The organism is Enterococcus sp. AZ071 (assembly GCF_050499065.1).
GTDB classification, from domain to species: Bacteria; Bacillota; Bacilli; order Lactobacillales; family Enterococcaceae; genus Enterococcus_A; species Enterococcus_A ferrettii.
Genome location: NZ_JBIPAS010000001.1, coordinates 769224 through 792288 on the forward strand (window position 1 = coordinate 769224; position 23065 = coordinate 792288).

Here is a 23065-nt window from a genome sequence, read left to right on the forward strand (position 1 = left end):
CTTCTTTAGCTAAAAATAAAGGGGGCTTTTTTTGTGCATTTAGATTGGGAAGAGTTAATTTTAGAGTATATTTTGGAAATAACAGTAAGAGGATTTTCAGATGCTACAGTGGAAAGTTACAAATATAAATTAGGATTCAACTCCATTTTCTTCAAAGATAGGCATATTTCACCTGAACAAGTTAAAAAAATTCATGTTAAGGAATTGATCCTTTGGTGGCAAAAAAAGGGGTTAGAAAATACTACAATAAATACTGGAATAAATATGTTTAAAAAGCTTTTTGATTACTGTGTAGAAGAAGGATACACAGTAATTAATCCTGTACAAGTAAAAAATCTACCAGAAAAAAAGAAAATAATTTATCCGCTTAATGAAAATGAAATAAAGCAGTTGCTTATTGTTGCCAAGAGTCATCCGTATGAACTATTAAGATATAGAAATACTGTAATATTTATGCTGATGCTAGATTGTGGACTGCGTATTAGTGAGGTATCCAATCTAAATGAGGATGACATATTGCAAAAGCAAATACGTATATTAAATTCAAAAGGGAACAAAGAAAGAGCTGTAGTCTTGAGTCCATTTATGCAAAAGGAGCTCATCAAATATTTAAGAGTAAAAAAAAGGCTTGGATTGTGTAATCATGCTCTAATAGTGACTTATGAGAATAAAAGAATGAGTAAACAAAATGTGTGGCAAATTATGAGAATAATATCTAAGAAGGTTAATATTAGAACTGAAGTACGCTTCAGTCCACATACACTGCGTCACACTTATGCTTCAATGCAGCTAAAGAATGGCTTAGATATTTTTACACTTTCCTTGAATATGGGGCATAGTAATGTTGGTATTACACAGGATTATATAAAAAGCTTGAATAGTGAGGATTTTATTAATAAATCTTTAAAAACAAGTACTTTGATGAATCTAAAATAGATAGGTAACCCAAACAAAATATTAATAATCTTGTTTGGGTTTCGTACTTCACTAAGCATGACCAGCAGTCATAAACTGCCTAAAATCCAGCACAGCTCTCTGGACTTTCTTTCTAATTGCTGTATCAGACAGCTCTTTGTCTTGCAAATACCACCTGAGAGCTGAATACTTATCTTCAAGTTTATGCCAGTCTGCAAGCTTATCCATTCTAATCAAGCCTGCATTAACGGCTGCTTTTTTACTTCGCCTGCTATATTCTTTCAATTTCTGTAACACTTCACTGCCTTCTAACTCTTCAATAGTCGCCAATGCAGTAGAATCTTCAAGTGCATTGGAGTCCTCAGTAACTGCCTCAATACTGACTACCTCAGCTTTACGCTTTTTAGCATTAACTTTGCGGATAAGATTTTTACGTTTGTTATTCAATAATGCCCGTACATAATGCAGGAATGTTACTCCTTTTGTAGCATCCCAGACACTCACTGCCTCTAGCAATGTATCATCAAAAACGGCATCTAAGTCAGCATCAGTAATGATTGCAGGAGTACTACGCCGTAACCATCTACATAATTTTCTCTTTTCTGGCTGTAAAGCAGTATATAGTGCCTGCATTGTCTCCTGTGTGTCCTGTAACTGGTACTGTTGGACAAGTAGTTCAATTGTTTGGTGCAATTGTTCAGTGCTTACTGTCATTTCTCTAACTCCTCCTGTGTGTGGGTGTTGTACGCCACAGAAAGAACTGCTATACTATACTTGACTAGGGTAAGTGAGCAGAATCTTTCTGTAACTTACTGTTTGAGCTGACACTTTGGTGTTGGCTTTTTTTTATGCTTTTTTCTGACTCCAGCCAACTTCTTTAGACATAGTATCAATTATGAATTGCTTTAGTGACTTATCTTGTTTCGTGGCTTCTAGTTTCATCTCCTTATGAAGCTCAGCAGGTACTTGTATAGCAATAGAGCGCTCATTTGGTTTATTCTTGACCACATTGTACACCTCCTTTACTTAGTTTACATGTAAAAGTATAAACAAAAAACAAAAACATGTCAACAGTGTTTACATGTAAAAAGAAAAAGTGTCCAGTTACTACCATTTTTCCTGAATAAAGGTATATAAGGAGGGCCTTTATGGAAATTAATAATTTGAAGGTTGGAGAAACATACCGTACTACATTATCTGAAGTGGAAACTGGAGAAATTATACACACACATGTCTTTAAGCAGCAACGTTCTATTCCTAGCTATGATAAAAAATATCAAAAAAATGAACTTGATCCAAGACGCTTTTTCAATGTAAAACTTGATAAGTGGGTGGAACTGAGTGCTTTAAAACCAAGTCAATTAGGTCACTTAATTTATTTGGCTACATTCATGAATTACAAGAATATTTGCTGTAAGAATGAAACTGGAGGCTTTCCTCTAACTAAACATGATATACAAGAACTTTCAGGTAAAACATTACGTTCTGTTGAAATGTCCCTAAATGAATTAGAATCTGCTAATTTAATTGAGTACACTGAAATCATTCATAGAGGTAAGCAAAAGAAGGCTATAAAACTCAATGCGAAGTACTTTTATAGAGGTAAACATGCTGATAATGGTAAAAATAGAACAGCAAAGGGATTCGTTGAAACTTTGCGACAGATTTATAAAGAAAATTCCGCTGCTTCTGTTGGATTTATTGCCAGACTATTGAATCACATTGACAAACAAACAAACTTTCTATGCTCCAATCCTGCAAGAAATTACTTGTATGAGGATTTAGTTGCGCTGTCGCTCACTGACATAGCAGCAATAACACAAATCACTGATAAAACTGCAAGGAAACACTTAAGAGAAACGACATACAGTAGTTATTCTGTATTCTGTACTGTAAAAACTAACAGCGGAAATAAAATAAAGATGAATCCTGCAGTATTTTGTAGGCTTTCTGGAGCAGTAATGGATACTGTTATGCAAGATTTTACTGCTGAAGGCAGAAAGTAGCGGTAATTTATTTCGCAGAGTATGCTAGTATAACGGGATTTACAATTTTTATATAGGTATTTTATTTCGCAAAACAGTGGTTAATATAACGCTTTAAATGCTGATATCACAGTGTTCTCAAGGGTTTTAAGTAAAATCAGTATCTCTATATATCTATAAGTGTTTACAGTTAAAACAGCCCCACTGGCTAAAGCCATTGTGTCTGGTGGCTACGCCACATACTAAACAAAAAAGCTGTACTTAATTATTTTTTCTTACAGTATACCTGTAATTATAGACTGGTTTTAAGAATTTTAGTAAGGAGCGTCAGCTCCAATTGCCGTCAGGCAATTAGTGCAGTGCTTGTTAATATATGATTATCAGTTAAATATTTCTGTCTTTTCTGTGATTATCAGTCACATTTCCGCTACTACAGCACACTACTATATAGAAAAGTACTACAGTATCTGGTACTTTTTGCTAAAGTCATTGACAGGTGAGGGCTGTGAAAGCTGAGCGCAGCTCTCTATTTGTTAAAAAAGGAGAGTAGTAGCAATGAAATATAGAAAAGAAATGCAGAAGTTAATTGCGCATACAATAAAAAAGCGAGAGTCACAAGATGATTTAATTGCTGAATATTTTGAACTAAAGAAAAGATATGGTGCAGTCATATCTGTCAGGTTTTTCTGCGAAGCTAAGGGGAATCTGTCGCCTTCAAGTTTTGGGCGAAAAATAAAAGAATACAAAGGAGACTGTACAGAAGAGTGAGTGAAATGAGTACACCTAAAGATATGATACAATCTTTTAAAAGTAAAGAAAGAGCGTATCTAAGTAAGATATCTGTAAAAAAAACAGAAATCATGAAAATTCAGAAAGAACCTTTGGAATACATTAGACTTTTTTTGGATGAAGGGGAAGAAAACTTAACTTTTGATGAAGTAAAAACAATTCTCAAACAACTAGAGAAAGAATCTCTACACTTAAAAGCATCTTTACGCTGGAAAGCAAAAAAACAAATGTATTACACTAGATTTTTTAAGGAAGCTGATAAATTAGCTTCTCAATATACAATGGCTTTGGAAGTAATTGAGTCTGAAAATGAGGAGGAATAAATGACAACAACGCTAGAAAAATTAACACAGTTTTTTACTGTCCAACAGAAAGAACAGCAAGAAAAAGCAGCATTAAAACAACTTGAGCAGAAAGACATTAAAGCATCACCTTCTATTTACGTTGCAAAATATTTACAGAATGGTTCAGCTTACTTTAATCAATATGAAGTCCAACAGCAAATAGAGCAGACTAAAGCAGAGGCTCAGTTACTTCAAGTACAGCTAACAGATAAGAAGTACGACAGCCACTATACTATGCAGCACTATCAGAATGCTGAAACATTAGAGCATAGCTGTAACCAAGCACTGGACATGCTGAAGGCAGCAAGGCAATCTAGCAATAGTCCTGTACAGTTTACTGAGTTAGTAGCACCAACAGAGAACAAGCAGGATAGCATGCAGATTGATGCTGGAGGGGCTGAGTAATGGGACTATTTAAAAGTAAAAACCTGATTGAGACTGTTAATTTGCCAGAGCTTGCGCCAGAGTCTAAGCAAATGGCAACAGTAACTAAGTCTGTTAATGAATACATTGGGCAACATGAGCAGTACAAAGCAGCTCTAACAGAAGTTGACAGCAAGTTAACAGAAGCAAGAGACTATCATGCTAGGATTATGGCTAGTACAGAGGACACAGATAGTACTGTAGAATCTTTCTGGCAAACACTGCTAAATTTCACCCGCTTCAAAGGTAGAAACAAGAATGACCATAACATTGAACTGCTTGAAAAAGAAAAAGCATTCTTAGAACAGTTTTGGAACAATAAACAGGCAGCAATTGTCCCAGAATTGAGCAGGCAGCTTATGGGTTTAGTTTTAGATCAGCAACAGAAGCTAGATGACTTTTTGCAGCTGCATGAGACCATGGGAAATACTGCAGAATGTGCAGAAATAGCTTCAGCAATTATTGACCCCGTTAACGAGCTGGTTAACAAGGCTAAATCTGTGAAAGAGTTGTCCAGTTTGAGACATATAGCGACCATTAGAGACCTTAGATATATCCCACTGCAGGAACGACAAAAACAAAAGTATAGAACAGAAGCAGCCTACGCTAAATCCTTTAGAGAGCAGGGGGTAGTGTAATGCCAGCAACATTACACCAACTAGAGCCAGAGTTAAGCGAAAAGGATAGATTGACAGTCAATGCCTTAGTTTCTAAAGCATCTACTGGGTTGACTAATGCAGAGATAGCTGAGAAGTATGCAGATATGAGTGAGAGTAGTTTTTACCGCTGGAAGAAACAGCCCCATATACAAAAAGCAATACAACAAGCTACTACTGAGGCTGTAGCGGACTTATTACCACTTGCCACAAGAGAGCTGGAAAGCCTGTTGACAGATACCACTGCCAGCACTGCTACACGCTTTAAATGTATTGAATTAGTAATGAAATTAAGCGGACTTACAAAGCCAGAACAGCAAATCAGTAAGCCAGAGTCTACTAAACAGGATGGCACAGACATAGAAGCTCTGATGGTGCAGTATGGCATTAAACCTAGATCAGAGTGAGAGAACTGCCAACATAAAAAGTTAAGCAGTTAACTATATACCAGCAGCTAATAGTTTTTGCAATGCAGTGCTGAAATGCTGTTGGTATCTGCTGTAGAGCTGTTTATAGCTGTTTGCAATGGGAATCTTGCAAAGTAGTAAATCTGCAAACACTGGGTAACAGTACTGACTGTATAACAGTAAAAACTTAAAAAATAGCAGCATAAACAGCCTAACAGTCCATTCTGTTGGGCTGTTCCGCTGCATATAGGAGGTAAAACATGCTCTATCATGCGACAACTGAACTAAGAACAGATGATATATTGCAAGAGGGGATCAGAAATACACGCCATCATGGAGGATTACTGCTGCCAGTTATAGGCCATCCTACTAATTTTATTGGACATAGAATTGACAACAACAAGCCAGAATATGTAACAGTGAATGTTCAAGAAGCTATCTTTATGTTTGATCAGGATTTTTACGACAGCTACTTAGAGGAATGGCATGGTAAAGGCTTCACAACTGTTTTTTCTATTAGTGAACAACAGTTAGACATTAGAGCTTTAGGTGTGTTCAATATGGCAATATCTGAGACTATGGGGGATGCAGAAACAAAGGAAGAACAAAAGAGAATAAGCCATACTTATTGGAATAGCCAACTAAGAGCAGATGCTTACTGGGCACAGAAAGATAAAGTGCAGGCTTTATGGAAAAAAGAAGGGCTGCCATTCATTGCAGAATATCTATATTTTTGTCCGCGGATACCACCTGAAAATTTCAAGATGATTAAAAGACATGGCAAAGATATTTAGCTATAAGCAATAGAAATAGCCTGCTGCAAAGCTGCAATAGACTAATAGATAACAGACGACTTTTTAGCTGACTCTAGTTTACATAATCACTATTTTACAAAGTAGTTGTCATTAAGCGTCTTAAAGTAGTTGGTTTGTGAAATAAAATTGGTATAGTTGGTGAAAGCTTGACTTAACAGCATTTGTCAGAGTCGAAAGATTGTGAAACAAAACTGTTTTCATGAGCATCAATAACACCATGCAGTACAAGAGTGAGGGCATGGCAGAGGTCTGCTGTTACTCTAACACAATGCAAAAAAACTTTCTTTAGCAAAAAAGCATTGAAAACTTCTATTATAACTTTATCATAATGGCAGTGAAATGCAATGGAATAGTGAACTAGAGTTTTATTGTTGCTGTTTTAAACTTATGAATACAATGAATTCTTTTTTTAGCAGCCACCACAGGGGAGGCCCCCTGCAAAAACACGGCTACTCAGTACTTGATGAATATACGCAATAAAAATAGTTGAAGCTGTTATGTTTTTCATTCCATTTCAAGAGAAATGCTTAGTTTTAGTTGAAAGCTAGAAATACTTTTTAGATTAAAATCTTGACAAATAGCGTAGCTATGCCTATCATGTTATGAAAGTTAAAGAATACTTTTAGTTAGTAGATGACATTTCTTAGCTGTGTAGATATAGTCACATAAGTTGCTCTTTTTGTTGACACTCAGTGCTATCTTTACTATAGTAAAAGTGGAAATTGTATAAATTGTTAGGTGAGGCTCCTATATGGACACAAGCTGCTGCCGCGAAAGAATCGAGAGACTCTTAGTTGGTGGAACAGGAATCATCGTGAAGGTGATTCATAACGCAGCTGACAGATAAAACTGTCTACGCCCTATAGTGCTAAAGCTCGACGATGACCGTGATTATTTTTGCGCGCGCTCATTATCGAGCGCGCGCTTTTTGCTTTGCCAATAAAGAAAGGACGGTGATGAGTCATGGACTATCCAGATGAGAGTCGACCGAAAATAGTTAAAAATGTAGGGAAGACACTGATTTTCTCTGCTGGTAGGAGGAAATATGATGATGAACAAAAAGAGCCTCATCACACGAAAAATAAGTAAAGATCAAGCGTTGAAAAAACTCGCATTATTACCGGATCGTGATTTGTTCCTGAATCTGCGAACATCTTTAAACGGATTATCAGAAGAAGATGCTAAAGCGAGACTGGAAGAATATGGTCCCAACGAAGTATCGGCTCAAAAGCCAACCCCTGCAATCATTTTGTTTCTTCAAGCATTTAATGATTTGTTTGTTTATGTATTGGCCTTATTAATGGTTGTCTCTTTTTTGACTTCTGATTATGAAGCAGCTGTGGTTATGGGAATAATGATTTTAGCCAGCGTGCTGATTACCTTTATTCAAGAATATCGTTCACAAAAAGCTAGTATTGAATTACGAGAAATGATCGAGAATACGGCCGCAATTACGCGTGAAGGCCAAACAAAAGAAATTCCAATGGATGAAGTGGTGCCGGGAGACATTTTAACTTTAGCAACTGGAGATATGATTCCAGCAGATGCAGTATTAATTTGGACGAAGGATTTATTTGTGAATCAGTCTTCTTTGACTGGAGAATCAATGCCAGTTGAAAAGTCTGCTTCCGTTGCTTCAGATGATGAGAACAATGCATTGGATATGTCAAACTTAGTTTTTATGGGAACGGACGTATTAAGTGGACAAGGTCGGGCAATTATCTTAAAGACTGGGCAACAGACTTTCTTTGGCGACATTGCGAAAAATGCCACAACCAAACGCGGCAAGACAACCTTTGATGTCGGTTTAGCCCGTGTCAGTAAAGTATTGTTGCGCTTGATTATGGTACTTTTCCCATTAGTGTTCTTAATTAATGGCATCACAAAAGGTGATTGGAGCAATGCATTTTTCTTCGCTATCGCTGTAGCAGTGGGCTTAACGCCAGAAATGTTACCAATGATTGTCAGCTCTAATTTAGCAAAAGGTGCCTTGACCTTGTCGAAGCATAAAGTGATTGTGAAAGAATTACCATCTATTCAAAATTTGGGTAGTATGGATGTCTTGTGTACGGATAAGACAGGAACCATCACCGAAGACCGAGTAGTATTGGTTCAGCATCTTGATCCTTTAGGTAAAGAAAACACTCAAGTATTGGATTTGGCCTTTCTGAATTCGAATTACCAAACAGGTTGGAAAAATCTGATGGACATTGCTGTGATTAATTACTATGAAGAAGAAAACCGGCAAGTGCCTTTTCAGTCGATTCAAAAAATTGACGAAATACCTTTTGATTTTTCTCGTCGCCGATTAACTGTCGTAGTAAAAGCTGATGAGCATCAATGGATGATTACAAAAGGTGCTGTTGAAGAAATGGCTTCTATATGTAAATATGTTGAAATTGATGGAGAGGTATTGGAATTTACTGAAGAACTGCATCAGGAATTACAGCAGGTTAATGAACGCATGAATCGTCAAGGGATGCGGGTGATCACAGTAGCTATAAAAAGGGATGCTCATGATGAAGCAGTTTATAGCACAGAAGACGAAAAAGATATGACTCTAATTGGATTCATGGGCTTCTTGGACCCTGCAAAAGAATCTGCAATTACTGCTATCTCTTCTTTACATGAACATGGAGTGGATGTAAAAGTTTTGACGGGTGACAACGCAATTGTAGCTCAAAAAGTTTGCCAAGATGTTGGAATTGATGCGGATAAATTTGTTCTAGGTAATCAAGTGGATCAGATGAGTGATGAAGAACTACAACAGGCTGCAGATAAAATTCACTTATTCGCTAAATTGAATCCTATGCAAAAAGCTAGAATTATTGAATCCTTACAGACAAAAGGTCACACAGTTGGCTTTATGGGCGATGGTATTAACGATGCACCTGCATTACGAAAAGCCGATGTAGGCATTTCAGTAGATACTGCTGCGGACATTACAAAGGATGCTAGTTCAATTATTCTTTTAGAAAAAAGCTTGGATGTACTAGAAAGTGGTGTAATCGAAGGCCGCCGAGTATTTAGTAACATGATGAAATATATTAAGATTACCATCAGTTCCAATTTTGGAAATGTGTTCTCAATCTTAATTGCTAGTGCTTTCCTACCATTTCTGCCAATGCTTTCTTTACAGTTGCTATTGCAAAACTTGATCTATGATTTTGCTCAACTGACTATACCTTGGGACAACGTAGACGACGAGGAATTATTAACACCAACGAAATGGGAAACAAAAGGACTAATGAAATTCACTGTTTGTATCGGTCCAGTCAGCTCCATTTTCGATGTGATTACTTTCCTAGTTATGTGGTTTGTATTTGGGGCAAATACGGTAGCAAATCAAAGCTTATTCCAAACCGGCTGGTTCATGGTTGGATTAGCTACGCAAGCTTTAGTCGTACTGATGGTAAGAACCCGAAAAGTTCCATTCATTCAAAGTCGACCTTCCTTGCCAGTTTTTAGCAGTATCATGGCTGCAGTCGTTTTAGGAATGATTATTGTTTTATCACCATTCCGCGAACAATTTGAATTTGTGCAATTACCTGCTAGCTACTGGATTTGGTTTGTAGGGATTGTAGCTGCATATATGGCTGCAGTTCAATTTGCTAAGTTCCTTTATATAAAAATTGCAAAAGAATGGATCTAATTGTAACAGAGTAACGAATTTCGTTACTCTGTTTCTTTTTTTGCATTTACAATAATAACTCCTAGTTTAGATCGTTTCTAATTTCACATGGAAATTACTTAACATAAGATAATTAAAGAACCTTAATATAGCGATCCTTTAGGCAAGAGATTAGGTAGAACGTTTTCAGTATTTAAAGAAAAAGAAACTTGAAATAAGAAGAGTTTGTTTTTTTTGTCACAATTCGCTGGAGAAAATCGCTTCATTTTCTTCAAAATACTACAGCATATTGGTTGTCTTTCAGTAATAAAAATGTTACTTTAGATATGTAAGCAACAGAACAATGATACAGATTGAAGGTCTGTATCACTTTCTAAAGACTTAAAGAGAGGATTGTGTTACAACATGGCAGAGAAAAAGAATGCAATTGATTTTGAAGCCCTACTGGAAAAGATCAACGCAGATTTCCCAGTATATCAGGCACTTGATCAAGAGGGGAAAGTCGTAAATGAGGATTTGATTCCTGAATTGACTGACGAAGAATTAGTAGAATTGATGACAAGAATGGTTTGGTCTCGTGTGTTGGATCAACGTTCAACTGCATTGAACCGTCAAGGACGCCTGGGCTTCTATGCACCAACAGCAGGACAGGAAGCAAGTCAACTTGCCAGCCATTTCGCTTTTGAAAAAGAAGATGTTTTACTTCCAGGTTATCGTGATGTACCTCAACTTGTTCAACACGGACTTCCATTGTCTGAAGCTTTCCTATGGTCTCGCGGTCATGTTGCCGGAAACTTATATGCTGATGACTTGCAAGCACTACCACCACAAATCATTATTGGTGCGCAATACGTGCAAGCAGCCGGAGTAGCATTAGGCTTGAAGAAACGTAAGAAAAAGAACGTTGTCTTCACTTACACTGGTGATGGTGGATCTTCTCAAGGTGATTTTTATGAAGCAATTAACTTTGCAGGTGCATATCATGCAAATGCAGTTTTCTATATCCAAAATAATGGTTTCGCGATTTCAACACCACGAGAAAAACAAACTGCAGCAGCAACACTTGCTCAAAAAGCAGTTGCAGCCGGAATTCCTGGTATTCAAGTAGATGGAATGGATCCATTAGCAATGTACACTGTTTCTAAAACGGCTCGTGAATGGGCAGCAAACGGAAATGGCCCAGTTTTAATCGAAGCTTTGACTTACCGTTATGGTCCACATACATTATCAGGGGATGACCCAACTCGTTACCGTACCAAAGATATGGATGACGAATGGCAGCAAAAAGATCCATTGGTTCGCTTCCGTAACTATTTAACAGAAAAAGGTTTATGGAATGAAGAAAAAGAAGAACAAGTGATTGAACAAACAAAAGAAGAGATCAAGCAAGCAATTGCTGATGCTGATCGGGCACCAAAACAAAAAGTATCTGATTTCTTGAAAAATATGTACGAAGTTCAACCACAAAATATTAAAGAACAAATTGAAACTTACGAAGCGAAGGAGTCGAAATAAAAATGGCACAAAAAACAATGATCCAAGCAATTACAGATGCCTTAGCTCTGATGCTTGAAAAAGATGAAGATGTCCTAGTTTTCGGTGAAGACGTTGGTAAAAACGGCGGTGTTTTCCGAGCAACAGAAGGATTGCAAGACAAATTTGGTGAAGAAAAAGTATTTGATACTCCTTTAGCAGAATCAGGTATCGGTGGTTTAGCTTTTGGTTTAGCACTTGAAGGCTTTCGTCCAGTTCCCGAAATTCAATTCTTCGGATTCGTTTTTGAAACCATGGACGAAATCGTAGGTCAAATGGCGCGTACTCGTTACCGTATGGGTAATACTCGTAACTTGCCAGTGACTGTTCGTGCACCGTTTGGTGGCGGCGTGCATACACCTGAGCTTCACTCAGATAACTTAGAAGGATTAATGGCTCAATCACCAGGTTTACGGGTGGTTATTCCATCAAATCCATACGATGCGAAAGGCTTGTTGATTGCATCAATCCGCAACAACGATCCAGTAGTCTTCTTGGAACATATGAAATTATATCGTTCGTTCCGTGAAGAAGTGCCGGAAGGAATTTATGAAGTGCCTTTGGATAAAGCAGCTGTCACTAAAGAAGGTTCTGATGTATCCATCATCACTTATGGTGCGATGGTTCGTGAAGCGGTTAAAGCAGCCGACAACTTGGCGAAAGAAAATATCAACGCTGAAATTATTGACCTGCGTACAGTTGCACCGCTAGATGTGGAAACAATTATCAAATCAGTTGAAAAAACTGGTCGGGTAGTCGTTGTCCAAGAAGCGCAAAAACAAGCAGGTGTTTCTGCTCAAGTCATTTCCGAAATTTCCGAACGTGCTATTCTTTCATTAGAAGCACCAATTGGACGTGTTTCTGCTCCAGATACGATTTTCCCATTTGGACAAGCAGAAGGCATCTGGCTTCCTAATGCAGCAGATATCGAAGCAAAAGTGAAAGAAATCGTAGAGTTTTAAGAAAAGGAGCGAATACAAACATGGCTTTCCAATTCAAGCTGCCAGACATTGGCGAAGGTATCGCAGAAGGTGAAATCGTAAAATGGTTCGTAAAACCAGGCGATAAAATCGAAGAAGACGATACATTACTAGAAGTACAAAATGATAAATCTGTGGAGGAAATTCCATCTCCAGTAACTGGAACAATTAAAAAAATTGTAGTCGAAGAAGGGACTGTCGCAAATGTTGGCGATATCCTAGTTGAAATCGATGCTCCTGGACATGAGGACGATAGTGAAGAAGCTTCTCCAGCACCTGCTGAAGCTCAAACATCAGCTCATCCAGCGGCTGAACCAACTGAAGCTGCTAGTAATAACGACGGAGGCGGAGTCTTCCAATTCAAATTACCAGATATTGGTGAAGGAATTGCTGAAGGCGAAATCGTAAAATGGTTCGTTAAGGATGGCGACAAGATCGAAGAAGACGATACATTATTAGAAGTACAAAACGATAAATCAGTGGAAGAAATTCCATCTCCAGTAACTGGAACAATCAAAAAGATTATTGTCGAAGAAGGTACGGTTGCTAACGTAGGAGACGTTTTAGTAGAAATTGATGCACCTGGACACAACAGCGATACAGCAACTGCTGCACCAGCTGAAGCAAGCAAATCAACCGAAGCAGTTGAAACATCTGCTGAAGCAGGACCGGTTGTTGAAGCAGCTGATCCAAACAAACGTGTCTTGGCTATGCCGTCGGTTCGCCAATATGCTCGTGAGAAAGATATTGATATTACTCAAGTCAGCGCAACAGGTAAAGGCGGCCGAGTAACTAAGAAAGATATTGATGCTTTTTCTTCTGGTGGTCAACAAGCCAGCGCACCAGCTGAAAGTCAGGAAGCACCACAAGCTTCTGCTTCAACTGAATCAGCGAAATCAGCAGCACCAGCGAAACCATTCACTTCTAACATGGGAGAAATGGAAACTCGTGAAAAGCTAACACCAATGCGCAAAGCAATTTCTAAAGCAATGGTTAACAGTAAACACACTGCACCTCACGTAACCTTGCATGACGAAGTTGAAGTATCTAAACTTTGGGATCATCGTAAGAAATTCAAACAGGTTGCAGCGGATAACGGCACGAAGTTAACCTTCCTGCCATATGTTGTTAAAGCCTTAACTGCAACGGTTAAAAAATATCCAGTCTTGAATGCTTCAATTGATGATGCAGCTCAAGAAATTGTCTACAAAAATTATTACAATATCGGTATCGCAACAGATACGGATGCTGGTTTGTATGTACCAAATATCAAAAATGCTAACATGAAGGGCATGTTTGCAATCGCTGATGAAATCAACGAAAAAGCAGCAATGGCTCATGACGGTAAACTTTCCGCTGACGATATGCGTAACGGAACAATTACAATTTCAAATATCGGTTCAGTAGGCGGCGGCTTCTTTACACCAGTCATCAACTACCCTGAAGTAGCCATTCTAGGTGTGGGCACGATTGCTCAACAACCAATTGTGAATGCTGAAGGTGAATTAGCTGTTGGCCGCGTAATGAAACTTTCACTAAGCTTTGACCACCGTATTGTCGATGGTGCAACTGCTCAACAAGCCATGAACAACATCAAACGTCTATTGGCTGAACCAGAATTATTACTAATGGAAGGATGATAGAAGCATGGTAGTTGGAGATTTTGCTATTGAATTAGATACAGTCGTGATCGGTTCCGGACCTGGCGGATATGTTGCCGCTATCCGGGCCGCTGAAATGGGACAAACGGTTGCCATCATTGAACGAGAATTCATCGGAGGCGTTTGTTTAAACGTCGGATGTATTCCTTCAAAAGCCCTAATTTCAGCTGGACATCATTACCAAGAAGCGTTGGATTCTTCAACCTTTGGTGTGACTGCCGAGAACGTTAAATTAGACTTTGAAAAAACCCAAGAATGGAAAGAAAACGGCGTGGTTAACAAATTAACTTCTGGCGTAAAATTCCTATTGAAGAAACACAAAGTTGAAATTATTGAAGGAGAAGCCTTCTTTGTGGATGATAAAACGTTGCGCGTGATCCACCCGGATTCTGCGCAAACTTATTCATTTAACAATGCGATTATCGCGACTGGATCACGCCCAATCGAAATCCCAGGCTTCAAATTTGGTGGACGAGTATTAGATTCAACTGGTGGTTTGTCATTGAAAGAAGTACCGAAAAAGTTTGTTATCATTGGTGGCGGCGTAATCGGTGCTGAGCTAGGTGCTGCGTATGCTAACCTAGGTTCAGAAGTAACCATTATTGAAGGAACACCACAAATTTTACCTACTTACGAAAAAGATATGGTTAAAATTGTTGAGGAAGACTTCAAGAAAAAAGGCGTAAAAATCGTTACTTCAGCAATGGCTCGTGAAGCCGTTGACAATGGTGACAGTGTAAGCGTCCGTTATGAAGTAGATGGCAAGGAAGAAACTGTCGAAGCAGATTACGTAATGGTAACTGTTGGCCGTCGTCCTAACACAAATGATATGGGATTAGAACAAGCTGGTGTTGAAATGAACGAACGCGGACTAATTCAAGTGGATAAACAAGGGCGCACCAATATTCCAAATATTTACGCGATCGGGGATATTGTACCTGGAGCAGCGCTAGCTCACAAAGCTAGCTATGAAGCAAAAATTGCTGCTGAGGCCATTTCTGGTAAAAAAGTAGCTGTAGACTATAAAGCAATGCCAGCTGTTGCCTTTACTGATCCAGAATTAGCTTCTGTTGGTATGACTATTAAGGAAGCTAAAGAAGCAGGACTTGAAGCAAAAGCTTTCAAATTCCCATTCTCTGGGAACGGACGTGCGTTGTCCTTAGCTAAAACAGAAGGGTTTATCCGTTTAGTGACTACTGTTGAAGACAATGTAATTATCGGTGCACAAATTGCTGGTGTTGGTGCCAGTGACATGGTTTCCGAATTAGCATTGGCAATCGAATCAGGCATGAATGCAGAAGATATTGCATTAACTATTCACCCACACCCATCTTTAGGAGAAATTGTGATGGATGCTTCTGAGTTAGCTCTTGGAATGCCAATCCACATTTAGTATAAATTAAATTCTCAATCAGACAATACCTCTTTTGTATTGTCTGATTTTTTTGTGCCTTGAAAACTACTTACTATGCTGGTGGTTCCATTGAGGCTCAAGAGTGGTAATAAAAAAGCTTTCTAAAACGCTAAATTGATAAAGGGTGACTGACCACATCATAAACAAATTAGGCGGTGTCCAGATAAAGAAGCACAAGGGAAGTTCATTACACACAAGTAGGAAATGTAAGGTCACATCGTATTTGCCCCAAAATTTCGGAAACGTATCGTTTACGAATAAAAAGAAATAGAAAGAGATTCACTAAAGGTGGTACGCAAGGAAGCCTCTTCAGAATGCCTTTGAATCTTGACCGATAAAAGAGGCTTTTAAGCCACAATCAAAACCACCTGTTCATACTGGTGGTTTTGATTGTGGCTTAAAAAAAGGAAACAAATATAAAGATTATCAAAAAAAAGTTTCATTACGACTTACAAAGAAAGATAACGATATATTTTCTCTATGATCAATCTTGGAAAGCATAATTTTTTCAGATTTGAAGGTAGTAATAATCTATTAAAAGAATTTTTAAAAACTAAAGTTAGATAGTTTTAGATATATTTTTGTTAGATTAAACTGGAAGTTTTAAAATGGTTTGGTTGTTAATTAGAAAAAAACATAATGCAGAAAGTTGATGATAAATTTTTGAGGAAATTATATAATAAGTTCTTGAGCAAATCTAATTGCTTATTTTATTTACAGAGTTAGGAATGAAAAATATTGTTGCTATTAAAAGAGTAGAATTTTCTTAGTTTTAGTAAGACCATGAAGAAGGAGGATTAGAAACAATGCTTGTTTATTTTTTCTTTACTTCACGTTTTTTATTATAGATTACGAAGAAAAAATACGCAATATCTTTTTAAAAAATAATCAAAATAAATTTTTGACACTTAGATGGAACGAAATGCTAGTTCAAAAAACTGACAACAACGGTATTAATAGAATAGAATCTATTTACCGTCAAAATTACCGTCGATTTTTAGAAAAGGAGAAAAACATGCGTAGAGGCGAAAATATCTATCGAAGAAAAGATAAAAGATGGGAAGGAAGGTATCCAATTGGAAAAAAATCCAATGGCAAAACTAAATATGGATCAGTGTACGGTAAAACTTTGCAGGCCGTTCGTAAGAAGCTTTATCCACTTAAATTAAAATATCAACTAATTCAGGAAATTCAAGGCAACTCTGCTATTTCTTTACAGGAATGGGGAGATATATGGCTAAATGAAACAAGTGTTGCCATTAAACAATCTACATATGCAAACTATAAACACAAATTGAACCACTATGTACTTTCAGTGATTGGTCAGTATCGCTTAAATGAGCTAAATGAGAACATTAGTGAAGAATTACTTCAGTCACTTCAAGAGCGTGAACTAAAAGCTTCAACAATTCACTCGATTTTTCGAATTGTGAATCAATGTGTGAATTTTGCTGTTCATAAAAAACTCATTAAGGAAAATCCATTTAAATCAATTAAACTTCCAAAGGTAATCAAGGAAAAAAATCAGGCCCTTACATTACAAGAACAACATCAGTTAGAAAAGGCTGCTTTATGTGAAAAAAATGGAAATGGTCTACCTGTATTTTTAGCCCTTCATGCTGGCTTACGAATTGGTGAAATCGCAGCCCTAAGCTGGAAAGACATTGATTTTCAATATAATCTGATCCATATTAAAACGACTTACCAGCGAACTTTGAATGTCAGAGAAGGCAGTAAAACAATATTAATATATACAGATTCCAAGACTCATTCCGCTACTAGAACTATTCCAATGAGTGAAAGACTAAAGCGGATTTTAATTCAACAAAAAATAGAATCTTCCAGTACTTTTGTTGTTTCGAATAAGCAGAAACCGGTTGAACCGCGCCTATTAACATATCGTTTTCATGCAATTCGGCGTAAAGCTGGTTTAGATAAAATCCATTTCCATCAGCTTCGTCATACATTTGCTACTCGTTGTCTTGAAAGCAACGGAGATGTTGTAAGTGTGAGTGCCTTAATGGGGCACAGCTCCACACAGATGACTTTGGATACTTATGCTGGTTCGTTAATGAAACAGCGTATCCAAGTTATAGCACAAATGGAAAAAGCAATTAGCTAAAACGTTTTCAAAAATAACTGAAATACGTTATAGCGGGTCTTTTTTTATCTTTTTCCAAGAAAACGCTTACATTGTGGATAGTTTAAAAAAAGTAGATTCATTAATTCTTGTTGAGTTAAGATTCTTCTTACTAATGATTTTACTGATTAAATGACATGTTTTAAATCTTTTGGGACATTAAATATAAATATTTAACCCGTCAGTTACCGTCAAATGGTAGCTCTTTTTTGTTGTTGCATAGTTTTCTTTGAGACTTTTCTTAGTTTTACTAAAACTAAGAAAGAAAATCAAGTCTCTCTTAGTAAAAAGTATATCACGGACCTAAGGAAAGAGGTGAAATTAGAAGGAAATTATTAGAAAAGTTATAGATCCTTAAAGAAACAAAAGTAGAGCAAAGGAGGAGCCTGAATGTTCGGGTTTGGCAAGCAAAAAAGAGACGCATATCAGGAACAGCAACAAGATGACTATTTTTATGATGAGTATGATAACAAAGGGTATGAAGGAGAGTACGAATATGATTCGTATCCAGAAGATGATTTTGAACGCCCAGTTGAAACATATTCTGAATATGGTCGTAATGATCGGAACAGACCGCGAAGAAGAGCGAACATTGATGAATATTATGACCAACGATATGAGAAACAATCTAACAATGAAGAGCGAATAAATTTCTCCCAAGATATTGATAGAGACTCCGCAGCACAACAGGAATCTATAACTCAGCAAGAGATTGAGCGTTTGGAGGAAACTGTATCACAGCTAAAGTATCAATTAGAAATTAAACATACTGAAATGACCAATATGGCATCTAGTCTAACGGAAAAAGAACAAAGTTTACAAGAACAAAAAATGGACAAAGAAAAAGCCATCCAAAAGCTGCAAGAACAGATTAAACAACAATTAAAGGATCAGAAAATTGATCACGAGGAACAACTGGATCAAATAGGCGAGCAAAACAAACAGTTAAGGACACAATTACAAAACAATCAAAAGGATCAATCAGAAGCTTTAGTGCAAGCGCACTTGCAAATTGAAGAACTAAAAAAGGCTCAAACAGATAATGAAGAAATGAAGGCTGAATTGGCAACTATTCTGATTGAAACCAAGAAACAGGAACGTGCCATTTTAGAACGCGCAGAGTTTGAAGCTAAAGGAATTCGAAGTCAGGCCGAACAAGAAGCTCACCAAGTACTTCATGATGCTTCTCTTGAATTGCGTGTGATGAAGCAGGAAATAAAAAATTACCGCAAACGTCTACGATCTGTGCAGGAAGAAACAACACAATTTTTTGTGCGTTTATTGGCTAACAGTGATGCATTGCTAGAAGATGAATAGCAGAAAGGGTGAACGTTGGTGATGCAATTCGATAGTCAAGTGACCTTATACCCTACCCCTGCTCCTGCAATGCAGGAGGAACTAATTTCGTTTCCGGTTTTAGTAGAAATCGAAAAAACTTGTGAATATCTATATGCACCTCACGGAACATTAAGCAATGAACAACGAGAAAAAATTCTTCAACATTTTCAACAGTTGTTTCAATTTATGGATAGCAGTTACCATGTTGAGTTGTTAATCGCAGCAGAAGGATTTGACTGGTCAGATTTTTGGCAGGCAATCCATCAATTCTTTCCGCAATTTGCGTGGACGAAGATCCAAACGGAACCTCCTAAGTACGGGAGACAAACGTATCGTGTTGATTTTATACCTCTGGTCTATCAAGAAACAGGTTTTCCTTTTGCTGTTCGTTTGGAAGAAAGCTTAAGCCAGCAATTCCCACTTTTGGAATCAGACCCAGTCAAGCATGTTGAACAATTGATAAAAGACTTAGGCGAACAACACATAAAGAAAACAACAAACGAAAATTCAGAAGTAGTTAATCAGACTGAAACACAAGCAGTAGAGACGATGTTTAATCCTGTTCAAGAAGAGAATGTTCGACAAGAGAGTCAAAGCAAGGCTCGTCTAAGGGCAGTCAATCAGAAGCTTGAAATGGTCATTGAAAAGCTTGAACTTTCTATGCTTCACAGCGGTATTCAATACTTTGATCAAGATTACACCAAAGAGGAAAGCGACTGGGATAAACGGTTAACAATCAGCTTACGAGAGTATACCTACCTATTGCAAAAAGCTCGCTTTTTAGAGCAAATGTGGAATTTGAATGGTGAAATGATTAATAAGACTGAAAAAATGACTGTTACAGGTAATAAATTAGTTTACGAACGAGATCAAGTGAAGCAGATTAAAGCAAACCTTTCTACACGGGATATTCATTTTGTACTGTATGAATGCCAAGTTATTGAATCTCGAGCTAAGGTCCATACTAGACCCTGGTTTAGAAAACCCTATGTGAAACTGATGAAAATGGATTACGACAATTTATTGGGGAAAGCTGCTTACTTTGATCTTTTGCAAGGTGAGAGCTCGATACTAGAAAAATATGTAAGAGAGCATAAGGAAATTTCACCTAACTTTGCCCAGGAGGTTGGCTGAGGTAAAAAGGACAAATCTATTGGCCAAAGAAGTTATTCAGTCAGGTTTGTTGGCTTACTCATTTCCACTTACTTAGTTTTTTTAAGTTTGTTCCGGCTTTATTCTTGGCTTTATCCTAAATATTCAGTTAGTGGTGAATCTATGAATCCAACATTTTGGGAACAGGAACTGGTCCAAGTGATATCACATCACAAACCTAATCGTTTTGACGTAGTAGTACTTCATCCTCCAGACGATCCTGAAGCGTTGTACCTTAAAAGAGTTGTTGGACTACCAGGAGAGCGGATTGACGTTAAAGGTGGTCAATTATTTATTAGTGGGAAAGTAATTGCTGACAGATTTGCATCCGAAACAGATTCATTTGACTGGGATGACCTGTATGACCAGCCGATCCCTCCAAATTATTATTTTGTGCTTGGAGATAATCGGGCCATTTCGAAAGATAGTCGAATGTTTGGTTTGGTTGCAGAAAAACAAATTTTAGGAATTGTCGAAGAGGGGAACAAATAAGTATGAAGACATTACAAGAAAAAATTGAATGGTATTCTTTTTGGTACTGGGTATATTGGCTCTTCTCTTTGGTTGTACTTTTGGGAGTTATTGTGTTGGGAATCTTCTTCTACTTTACTGATTTTCAGGAGGTTGTAACGGTCAGCCAATTATTTTTACTACTGTTATTGATGATATTAGCTGTTTATTTACGAATGACAGCTTTACATTATCACAGTGTTCTATTGAAACTTCAACAAACGGCAGCGAGACCAAGAAAACCGAGAGAACGCCCTCAACCACGTCCACAAGAAAGGCGGAACCCTTAATGAAGGGTAAGATTTTACTTGGTAGTTTAGTAACAGGCATTTTTATCACTACGGGTTATCAAACACAAATAGAGCTGATAGTATCAGCTGAAACGAAGGAATTAGTTTCGTCTCAGCAGGGGGCCGTATCTAGTGTGGCAGCTAGCAACACCGCTGTCAGTACAACTAGTGGAAAACCAATAGCATCAACTAGTTCTTCAGTAGATTTTTCTACAGAAGAAATTATGGAAAGTGAGTCAGTAGAATGGAAACCGACCGCTTCAATAACTACATCGAAGGAATCAGAAAAGGCAACAGAAGAGTCAGTTGCAGTTGCTTCACAGACAGTTCCGGAAGCAGTTGTCAAAGATCAGATATCCGTAGTACCTGCAACGAAGGTAGAAGAGAATTACCAGCTTTCGGTGACAAAGAATCAAACGACCGAAGAATTCATCCAAACAATTGGAAAAGATGCTCAGGCGATTGCCTGGAACGAAGACATATATGCCTCAGTGATGATCGCACAGGCAATTTTAGAAACCGGATCTGGAAACAGTCAATTGGCTCGTCCGCCGTATCATAATTTGTTTGGAATTAAAGGCAGTTATCAAGGAAAGCAAGTGTCCTTTAGTACCCAAGAGGATAAAGGCGACGGACAACTCTATACGATCCGTTCAGCTTTTCGCCAGTATCCCAGCTATAAAGACTCATTGGAAGATTATGCTTCCCTTTTGAAAAAAGGACCTTCAGGAAATACTGGTTTTTATCAAGAAACGTGGAAATCAAATGCAGCAACCTTCCGTGAAGCAGCGAAAGCCTTAACTGGAAAGTACGCAACCGATACGGCTTATGACAAGAAATTGATTGCACTAATCGAAGCATACAATTTAAGCTTCTATGATCAGGAGCCAGTGACAAATGATGAAGTAGAGCAAGAAAAACCAGCTACTGATCAAATCAAATCAGACGCTGTCGTAGAAGAAAAACAGATGACTGAAGCATCTAACGAAAGCAGCGGGCAAGAAATTCAGGTCAATCAAACAAAGCAACCTGTAATTGTTATTCCGCCTGCTGCTCAACGGCCAGCCAACCAGCTGACTGGCAATCGAATTGTCCAATGAAAGAAGGGGAGATATGTCGAGACAACGTGAATATCGGGATCATGATTATGATTTTGACGAACCGTCGTATCATGAACGTGCCCCTTCCAATCGCCGACCACCTAGAAGGGGTGACTATGAAGAGGATTATGACGACAGAAGACCGTATCCGCCCCAACGACCAGCTAATCGAAATCGTGAAGAGGGTGATCCACGACGGTTAGCTCAATCTCAGCACAATCCTTATCCAGCGCGAGGTGTGCCAGAACGTTATGGCAATCCACGACCAGCTGATTATGGCTATGAACGGCAGCGGACACCACCGCCAAGGGCGCGACCTCAAAGGCCGGTACCCACCCAACAAGGAATGCCACCCTTACAGGAGGCAAAGAAATCCACGAATCGTAAGATCTTCCTGTTCGTGTATAACCTATTCTTTTACACCTTAACGATTGGGATTTTATTGAGCTCTTTGATGTTTGCCTTTAGTGAAAAATCCGATACTGCTATCTTTGGTTATCGTTTCTATCAAGTCTTAACCAATTCGATGGCACCGCAACCCGATTCGCCTTCAAGAGGATTCTATGCTGGAGACATAGTGCTAGTGAAAATGACCGACGGCAGTCAGGTGAAAGAAGGCGACATTGTTACCTTCCAAGTTGGAGATGGGGATCGTTACCTAACACATAGAATGGTTGAGCGCTTAGACGAACTAAATGGGGAAAAAGGCGACTATATTGTTACTAAAGGGGATGCCAATAATAGTAAGGATCCACCGATTTCGGCAGACCGAGTTTACGGAAAAGTAACCTTTGTGATTCCGAAAATGGGTGGTGTTCTGAACTTTGTTCAGGAAAATCTGTGGTTGTGTTTAGTGTGTGTCTTATCAACGTTCGGGTTCTTCCTAGTTCTGAAAGCTTATTTTCTACAGCCAGAACCAGCGAGGAAACGAATGAAACAAAAGAATTATCCAAGAGGGGTATAACTGCTTGTATTTACAAGT

The 23065-nt window shown here is 38.1% G+C and carries 22 protein-coding genes and 1 riboswitch; of the genes, 20 read left to right on the plus strand and 2 right to left on the minus strand.

The window, feature by feature from the left end; all coding sequences use genetic code 11:
• The first annotated feature begins 33 nt into the window (after positions 1-33).
• A complete protein-coding gene (locus IGI49_RS03730; protein ID WP_429963403.1) occupies positions 34-936 on the plus strand; it encodes a tyrosine-type recombinase/integrase in 903 nt (300 codons plus the stop codon).
• 51 nt (positions 937-987) lie between these two features.
• Here IGI49_RS03730 and IGI49_RS03735 read toward each other — a convergent pair whose 3' ends face one another.
• Both IGI49_RS03735 and IGI49_RS03740 read right to left on the minus strand, forming a co-directional pair.
• Entirely contained in the window at positions 988-1629 is a 642-nt protein-coding gene (locus IGI49_RS03735; RefSeq protein WP_429963404.1) for a hypothetical protein, read from the minus strand.
• Between the two features lie 132 nt (positions 1630-1761).
• Positions 1762-1923 carry a toxin-antitoxin system HicB family antitoxin gene (locus IGI49_RS03740; protein WP_429963405.1) on the minus strand — a complete coding sequence of 54 codons (162 nt, stop codon included), beginning with the start codon at positions 1921-1923 and terminating at the stop codon, positions 1762-1764.
• 140 nt (positions 1924-2063) lie between these two features.
• On the opposite strand from IGI49_RS03740, the gene IGI49_RS03745 reads away from it, so the two are divergent.
• The 19 genes from IGI49_RS03745 (at position 2064) to IGI49_RS03835 (ending at position 23047) form a co-directional block, all read left to right on the plus strand.
• Positions 2064-2921 carry a hypothetical protein gene (locus tag IGI49_RS03745; protein ID WP_429963406.1) on the plus strand — a complete coding sequence of 286 codons (858 nt, stop codon included), beginning with the start codon at positions 2064-2066 and terminating at the stop codon, positions 2919-2921.
• Between the two features lie 534 nt (positions 2922-3455).
• Entirely contained in the window at positions 3456-3668 is a 213-nt protein-coding gene (locus IGI49_RS03750) for a hypothetical protein (protein ID WP_429963407.1), read from the plus strand.
• A gap of 5 nt (positions 3669-3673) precedes the next feature.
• Positions 3674-4012: a hypothetical protein gene (locus IGI49_RS03755; protein ID WP_429963408.1), complete on the plus strand. Its 339-nt coding sequence runs from the start codon at positions 3674-3676 to the stop codon at positions 4010-4012.
• On the plus strand, positions 4013-4438 hold the full coding sequence (locus tag IGI49_RS03760; RefSeq protein WP_429963409.1) for a hypothetical protein: 426 nt from the start codon (positions 4013-4015) through the stop codon (positions 4436-4438).
• Positions 4438-5094, plus strand: coding sequence for a hypothetical protein (locus tag IGI49_RS03765; protein ID WP_429963410.1), 657 nt, complete (start codon positions 4438-4440; stop codon positions 5092-5094). Before IGI49_RS03760 ends, IGI49_RS03765 begins: the two co-directional genes overlap by 1 nt.
• Complete coding sequence (locus tag IGI49_RS03770) at positions 5094-5519, plus strand: hypothetical protein (RefSeq protein WP_429963411.1); 426 nt, start codon at positions 5094-5096, stop codon at positions 5517-5519. The genes IGI49_RS03765 and IGI49_RS03770 overlap by 1 nt, the downstream gene beginning before the upstream one ends.
• A 260-nt stretch (positions 5520-5779) precedes the next feature.
• Positions 5780-6313, plus strand: a complete 534-nt coding sequence (locus tag IGI49_RS03775; protein WP_429963412.1) for a hypothetical protein — start codon at positions 5780-5782, stop codon at positions 6311-6313.
• Between the two features lie 744 nt (positions 6314-7057).
• A riboswitch (M-box (ykoK) riboswitch) is annotated at positions 7058-7228 on the plus strand.
• Positions 7229-7385: 157 nt separating this feature from the next.
• The gene (mgtA, locus tag IGI49_RS03780) at positions 7386-9986 is read left to right on the plus strand and encodes a magnesium-translocating P-type ATPase (RefSeq protein ID WP_429964961.1); all 2601 of its coding nucleotides are present in this window, start codon (positions 7386-7388) and stop codon (positions 9984-9986) included.
• A 384-nt stretch (positions 9987-10370) separates the two neighbouring features.
• Positions 10371-11480 (plus strand): pyruvate dehydrogenase (acetyl-transferring) E1 component subunit alpha, encoded by a 1110-nt coding sequence (gene pdhA, locus IGI49_RS03785; protein ID WP_429963413.1) that lies wholly within the window; start codon positions 10371-10373, stop codon positions 11478-11480.
• Between the two features lie 2 nt (positions 11481-11482).
• Entirely contained in the window at positions 11483-12460 is a 978-nt protein-coding gene (locus IGI49_RS03790; protein WP_429963414.1) for an alpha-ketoacid dehydrogenase subunit beta, read from the plus strand.
• 20 nt (positions 12461-12480) lie between these two features.
• Positions 12481-14118, plus strand: a complete 1638-nt coding sequence (locus IGI49_RS03795) for a dihydrolipoyllysine-residue acetyltransferase (RefSeq protein ID WP_429963415.1) — start codon at positions 12481-12483, stop codon at positions 14116-14118.
• Between the two features lie 7 nt (positions 14119-14125).
• Complete coding sequence (gene lpdA / locus IGI49_RS03800) at positions 14126-15532, plus strand: dihydrolipoyl dehydrogenase (RefSeq protein ID WP_429969590.1); 1407 nt, start codon at positions 14126-14128, stop codon at positions 15530-15532.
• 1036 nt (positions 15533-16568) lie between these two features.
• Positions 16569-17675: a tyrosine-type recombinase/integrase gene (locus IGI49_RS03805; protein ID WP_429964962.1), complete on the plus strand. Its 1107-nt coding sequence runs from the start codon at positions 16569-16571 to the stop codon at positions 17673-17675.
• 408 nt (positions 17676-18083) lie between these two features.
• Positions 18084-19010, plus strand: a complete 927-nt coding sequence (locus IGI49_RS03810) for a hypothetical protein (RefSeq protein ID WP_429963417.1) — start codon at positions 18084-18086, stop codon at positions 19008-19010.
• Between the two features lie 21 nt (positions 19011-19031).
• Positions 19032-20165 carry a hypothetical protein gene (locus IGI49_RS03815; RefSeq protein ID WP_429964963.1) on the plus strand — a complete coding sequence of 378 codons (1134 nt, stop codon included), beginning with the start codon at positions 19032-19034 and terminating at the stop codon, positions 20163-20165.
• 87 nt (positions 20166-20252) lie between these two features.
• The gene (lepB, locus tag IGI49_RS03820; protein WP_429963418.1) at positions 20253-20675 is read left to right on the plus strand and encodes a signal peptidase I; all 423 of its coding nucleotides are present in this window, start codon (positions 20253-20255) and stop codon (positions 20673-20675) included.
• A 2-nt stretch (positions 20676-20677) separates the two neighbouring features.
• On the plus strand, positions 20678-20983 hold the full coding sequence (locus tag IGI49_RS03825; RefSeq protein ID WP_429963419.1) for a hypothetical protein: 306 nt from the start codon (positions 20678-20680) through the stop codon (positions 20981-20983).
• Complete coding sequence (locus IGI49_RS03830) at positions 20983-22083, plus strand: glucosaminidase domain-containing protein (RefSeq protein ID WP_429963420.1); 1101 nt, start codon at positions 20983-20985, stop codon at positions 22081-22083. Before IGI49_RS03825 ends, IGI49_RS03830 begins: the two co-directional genes overlap by 1 nt.
• A 13-nt stretch (positions 22084-22096) precedes the next feature.
• Positions 22097-23047 (plus strand): signal peptidase I, encoded by a 951-nt coding sequence (locus IGI49_RS03835; protein ID WP_429963421.1) that lies wholly within the window; start codon positions 22097-22099, stop codon positions 23045-23047.
• Positions 23048-23065 lie beyond the last annotated feature (18 nt).

Excerpts from the sequence above, each read along its gene's own strand:
- IGI49_RS03735 (WP_429963404.1), bottom strand. The coding sequence starts at position 1,629 with ATGACAGTAAGCACTGAACAATTGCACCAAACAATTGAACTACTTGTC.
- IGI49_RS03745 (WP_429963406.1), top strand. The coding sequence starts at position 2,064 with ATGGAAATTAATAATTTGAAGGTTGGAGAAACATACCGTACTACATTA.
- IGI49_RS03750 (WP_429963407.1), top strand. The coding sequence starts at position 3,456 with ATGAAATATAGAAAAGAAATGCAGAAGTTAATTGCGCATACAATAAAA.
- IGI49_RS03755 (WP_429963408.1), top strand. The coding sequence starts at position 3,674 with ATGAGTACACCTAAAGATATGATACAATCTTTTAAAAGTAAAGAAAGA.
- IGI49_RS03760 (WP_429963409.1), top strand. The coding sequence starts at position 4,013 with ATGACAACAACGCTAGAAAAATTAACACAGTTTTTTACTGTCCAACAG.
- IGI49_RS03765 (WP_429963410.1), top strand. The coding sequence starts at position 4,438 with ATGGGACTATTTAAAAGTAAAAACCTGATTGAGACTGTTAATTTGCCA.
- IGI49_RS03770 (WP_429963411.1), top strand. The coding sequence starts at position 5,094 with ATGCCAGCAACATTACACCAACTAGAGCCAGAGTTAAGCGAAAAGGAT.
- IGI49_RS03775 (WP_429963412.1), top strand. The coding sequence starts at position 5,780 with ATGCTCTATCATGCGACAACTGAACTAAGAACAGATGATATATTGCAA.
- mgtA (WP_429964961.1), top strand. The coding sequence starts at position 7,386 with ATGAACAAAAAGAGCCTCATCACACGAAAAATAAGTAAAGATCAAGCG.
- pdhA (WP_429963413.1), top strand. The coding sequence starts at position 10,371 with ATGGCAGAGAAAAAGAATGCAATTGATTTTGAAGCCCTACTGGAAAAG.
- IGI49_RS03790 (WP_429963414.1), top strand. The coding sequence starts at position 11,483 with ATGGCACAAAAAACAATGATCCAAGCAATTACAGATGCCTTAGCTCTG.
- IGI49_RS03795 (WP_429963415.1), top strand. The coding sequence starts at position 12,481 with ATGGCTTTCCAATTCAAGCTGCCAGACATTGGCGAAGGTATCGCAGAA.
- lpdA (WP_429969590.1), top strand. The coding sequence starts at position 14,126 with ATGGTAGTTGGAGATTTTGCTATTGAATTAGATACAGTCGTGATCGGT.
- IGI49_RS03805 (WP_429964962.1), top strand. The coding sequence starts at position 16,569 with ATGCGTAGAGGCGAAAATATCTATCGAAGAAAAGATAAAAGATGGGAA.
- IGI49_RS03810 (WP_429963417.1), top strand. The coding sequence starts at position 18,084 with ATGTTCGGGTTTGGCAAGCAAAAAAGAGACGCATATCAGGAACAGCAA.
- IGI49_RS03815 (WP_429964963.1), top strand. The coding sequence starts at position 19,032 with ATGCAATTCGATAGTCAAGTGACCTTATACCCTACCCCTGCTCCTGCA.
- IGI49_RS03825 (WP_429963419.1), top strand. The coding sequence starts at position 20,678 with ATGAAGACATTACAAGAAAAAATTGAATGGTATTCTTTTTGGTACTGG.
- IGI49_RS03830 (WP_429963420.1), top strand. The coding sequence starts at position 20,983 with ATGAAGGGTAAGATTTTACTTGGTAGTTTAGTAACAGGCATTTTTATC.
- IGI49_RS03835 (WP_429963421.1), top strand. The coding sequence starts at position 22,097 with ATGTCGAGACAACGTGAATATCGGGATCATGATTATGATTTTGACGAA.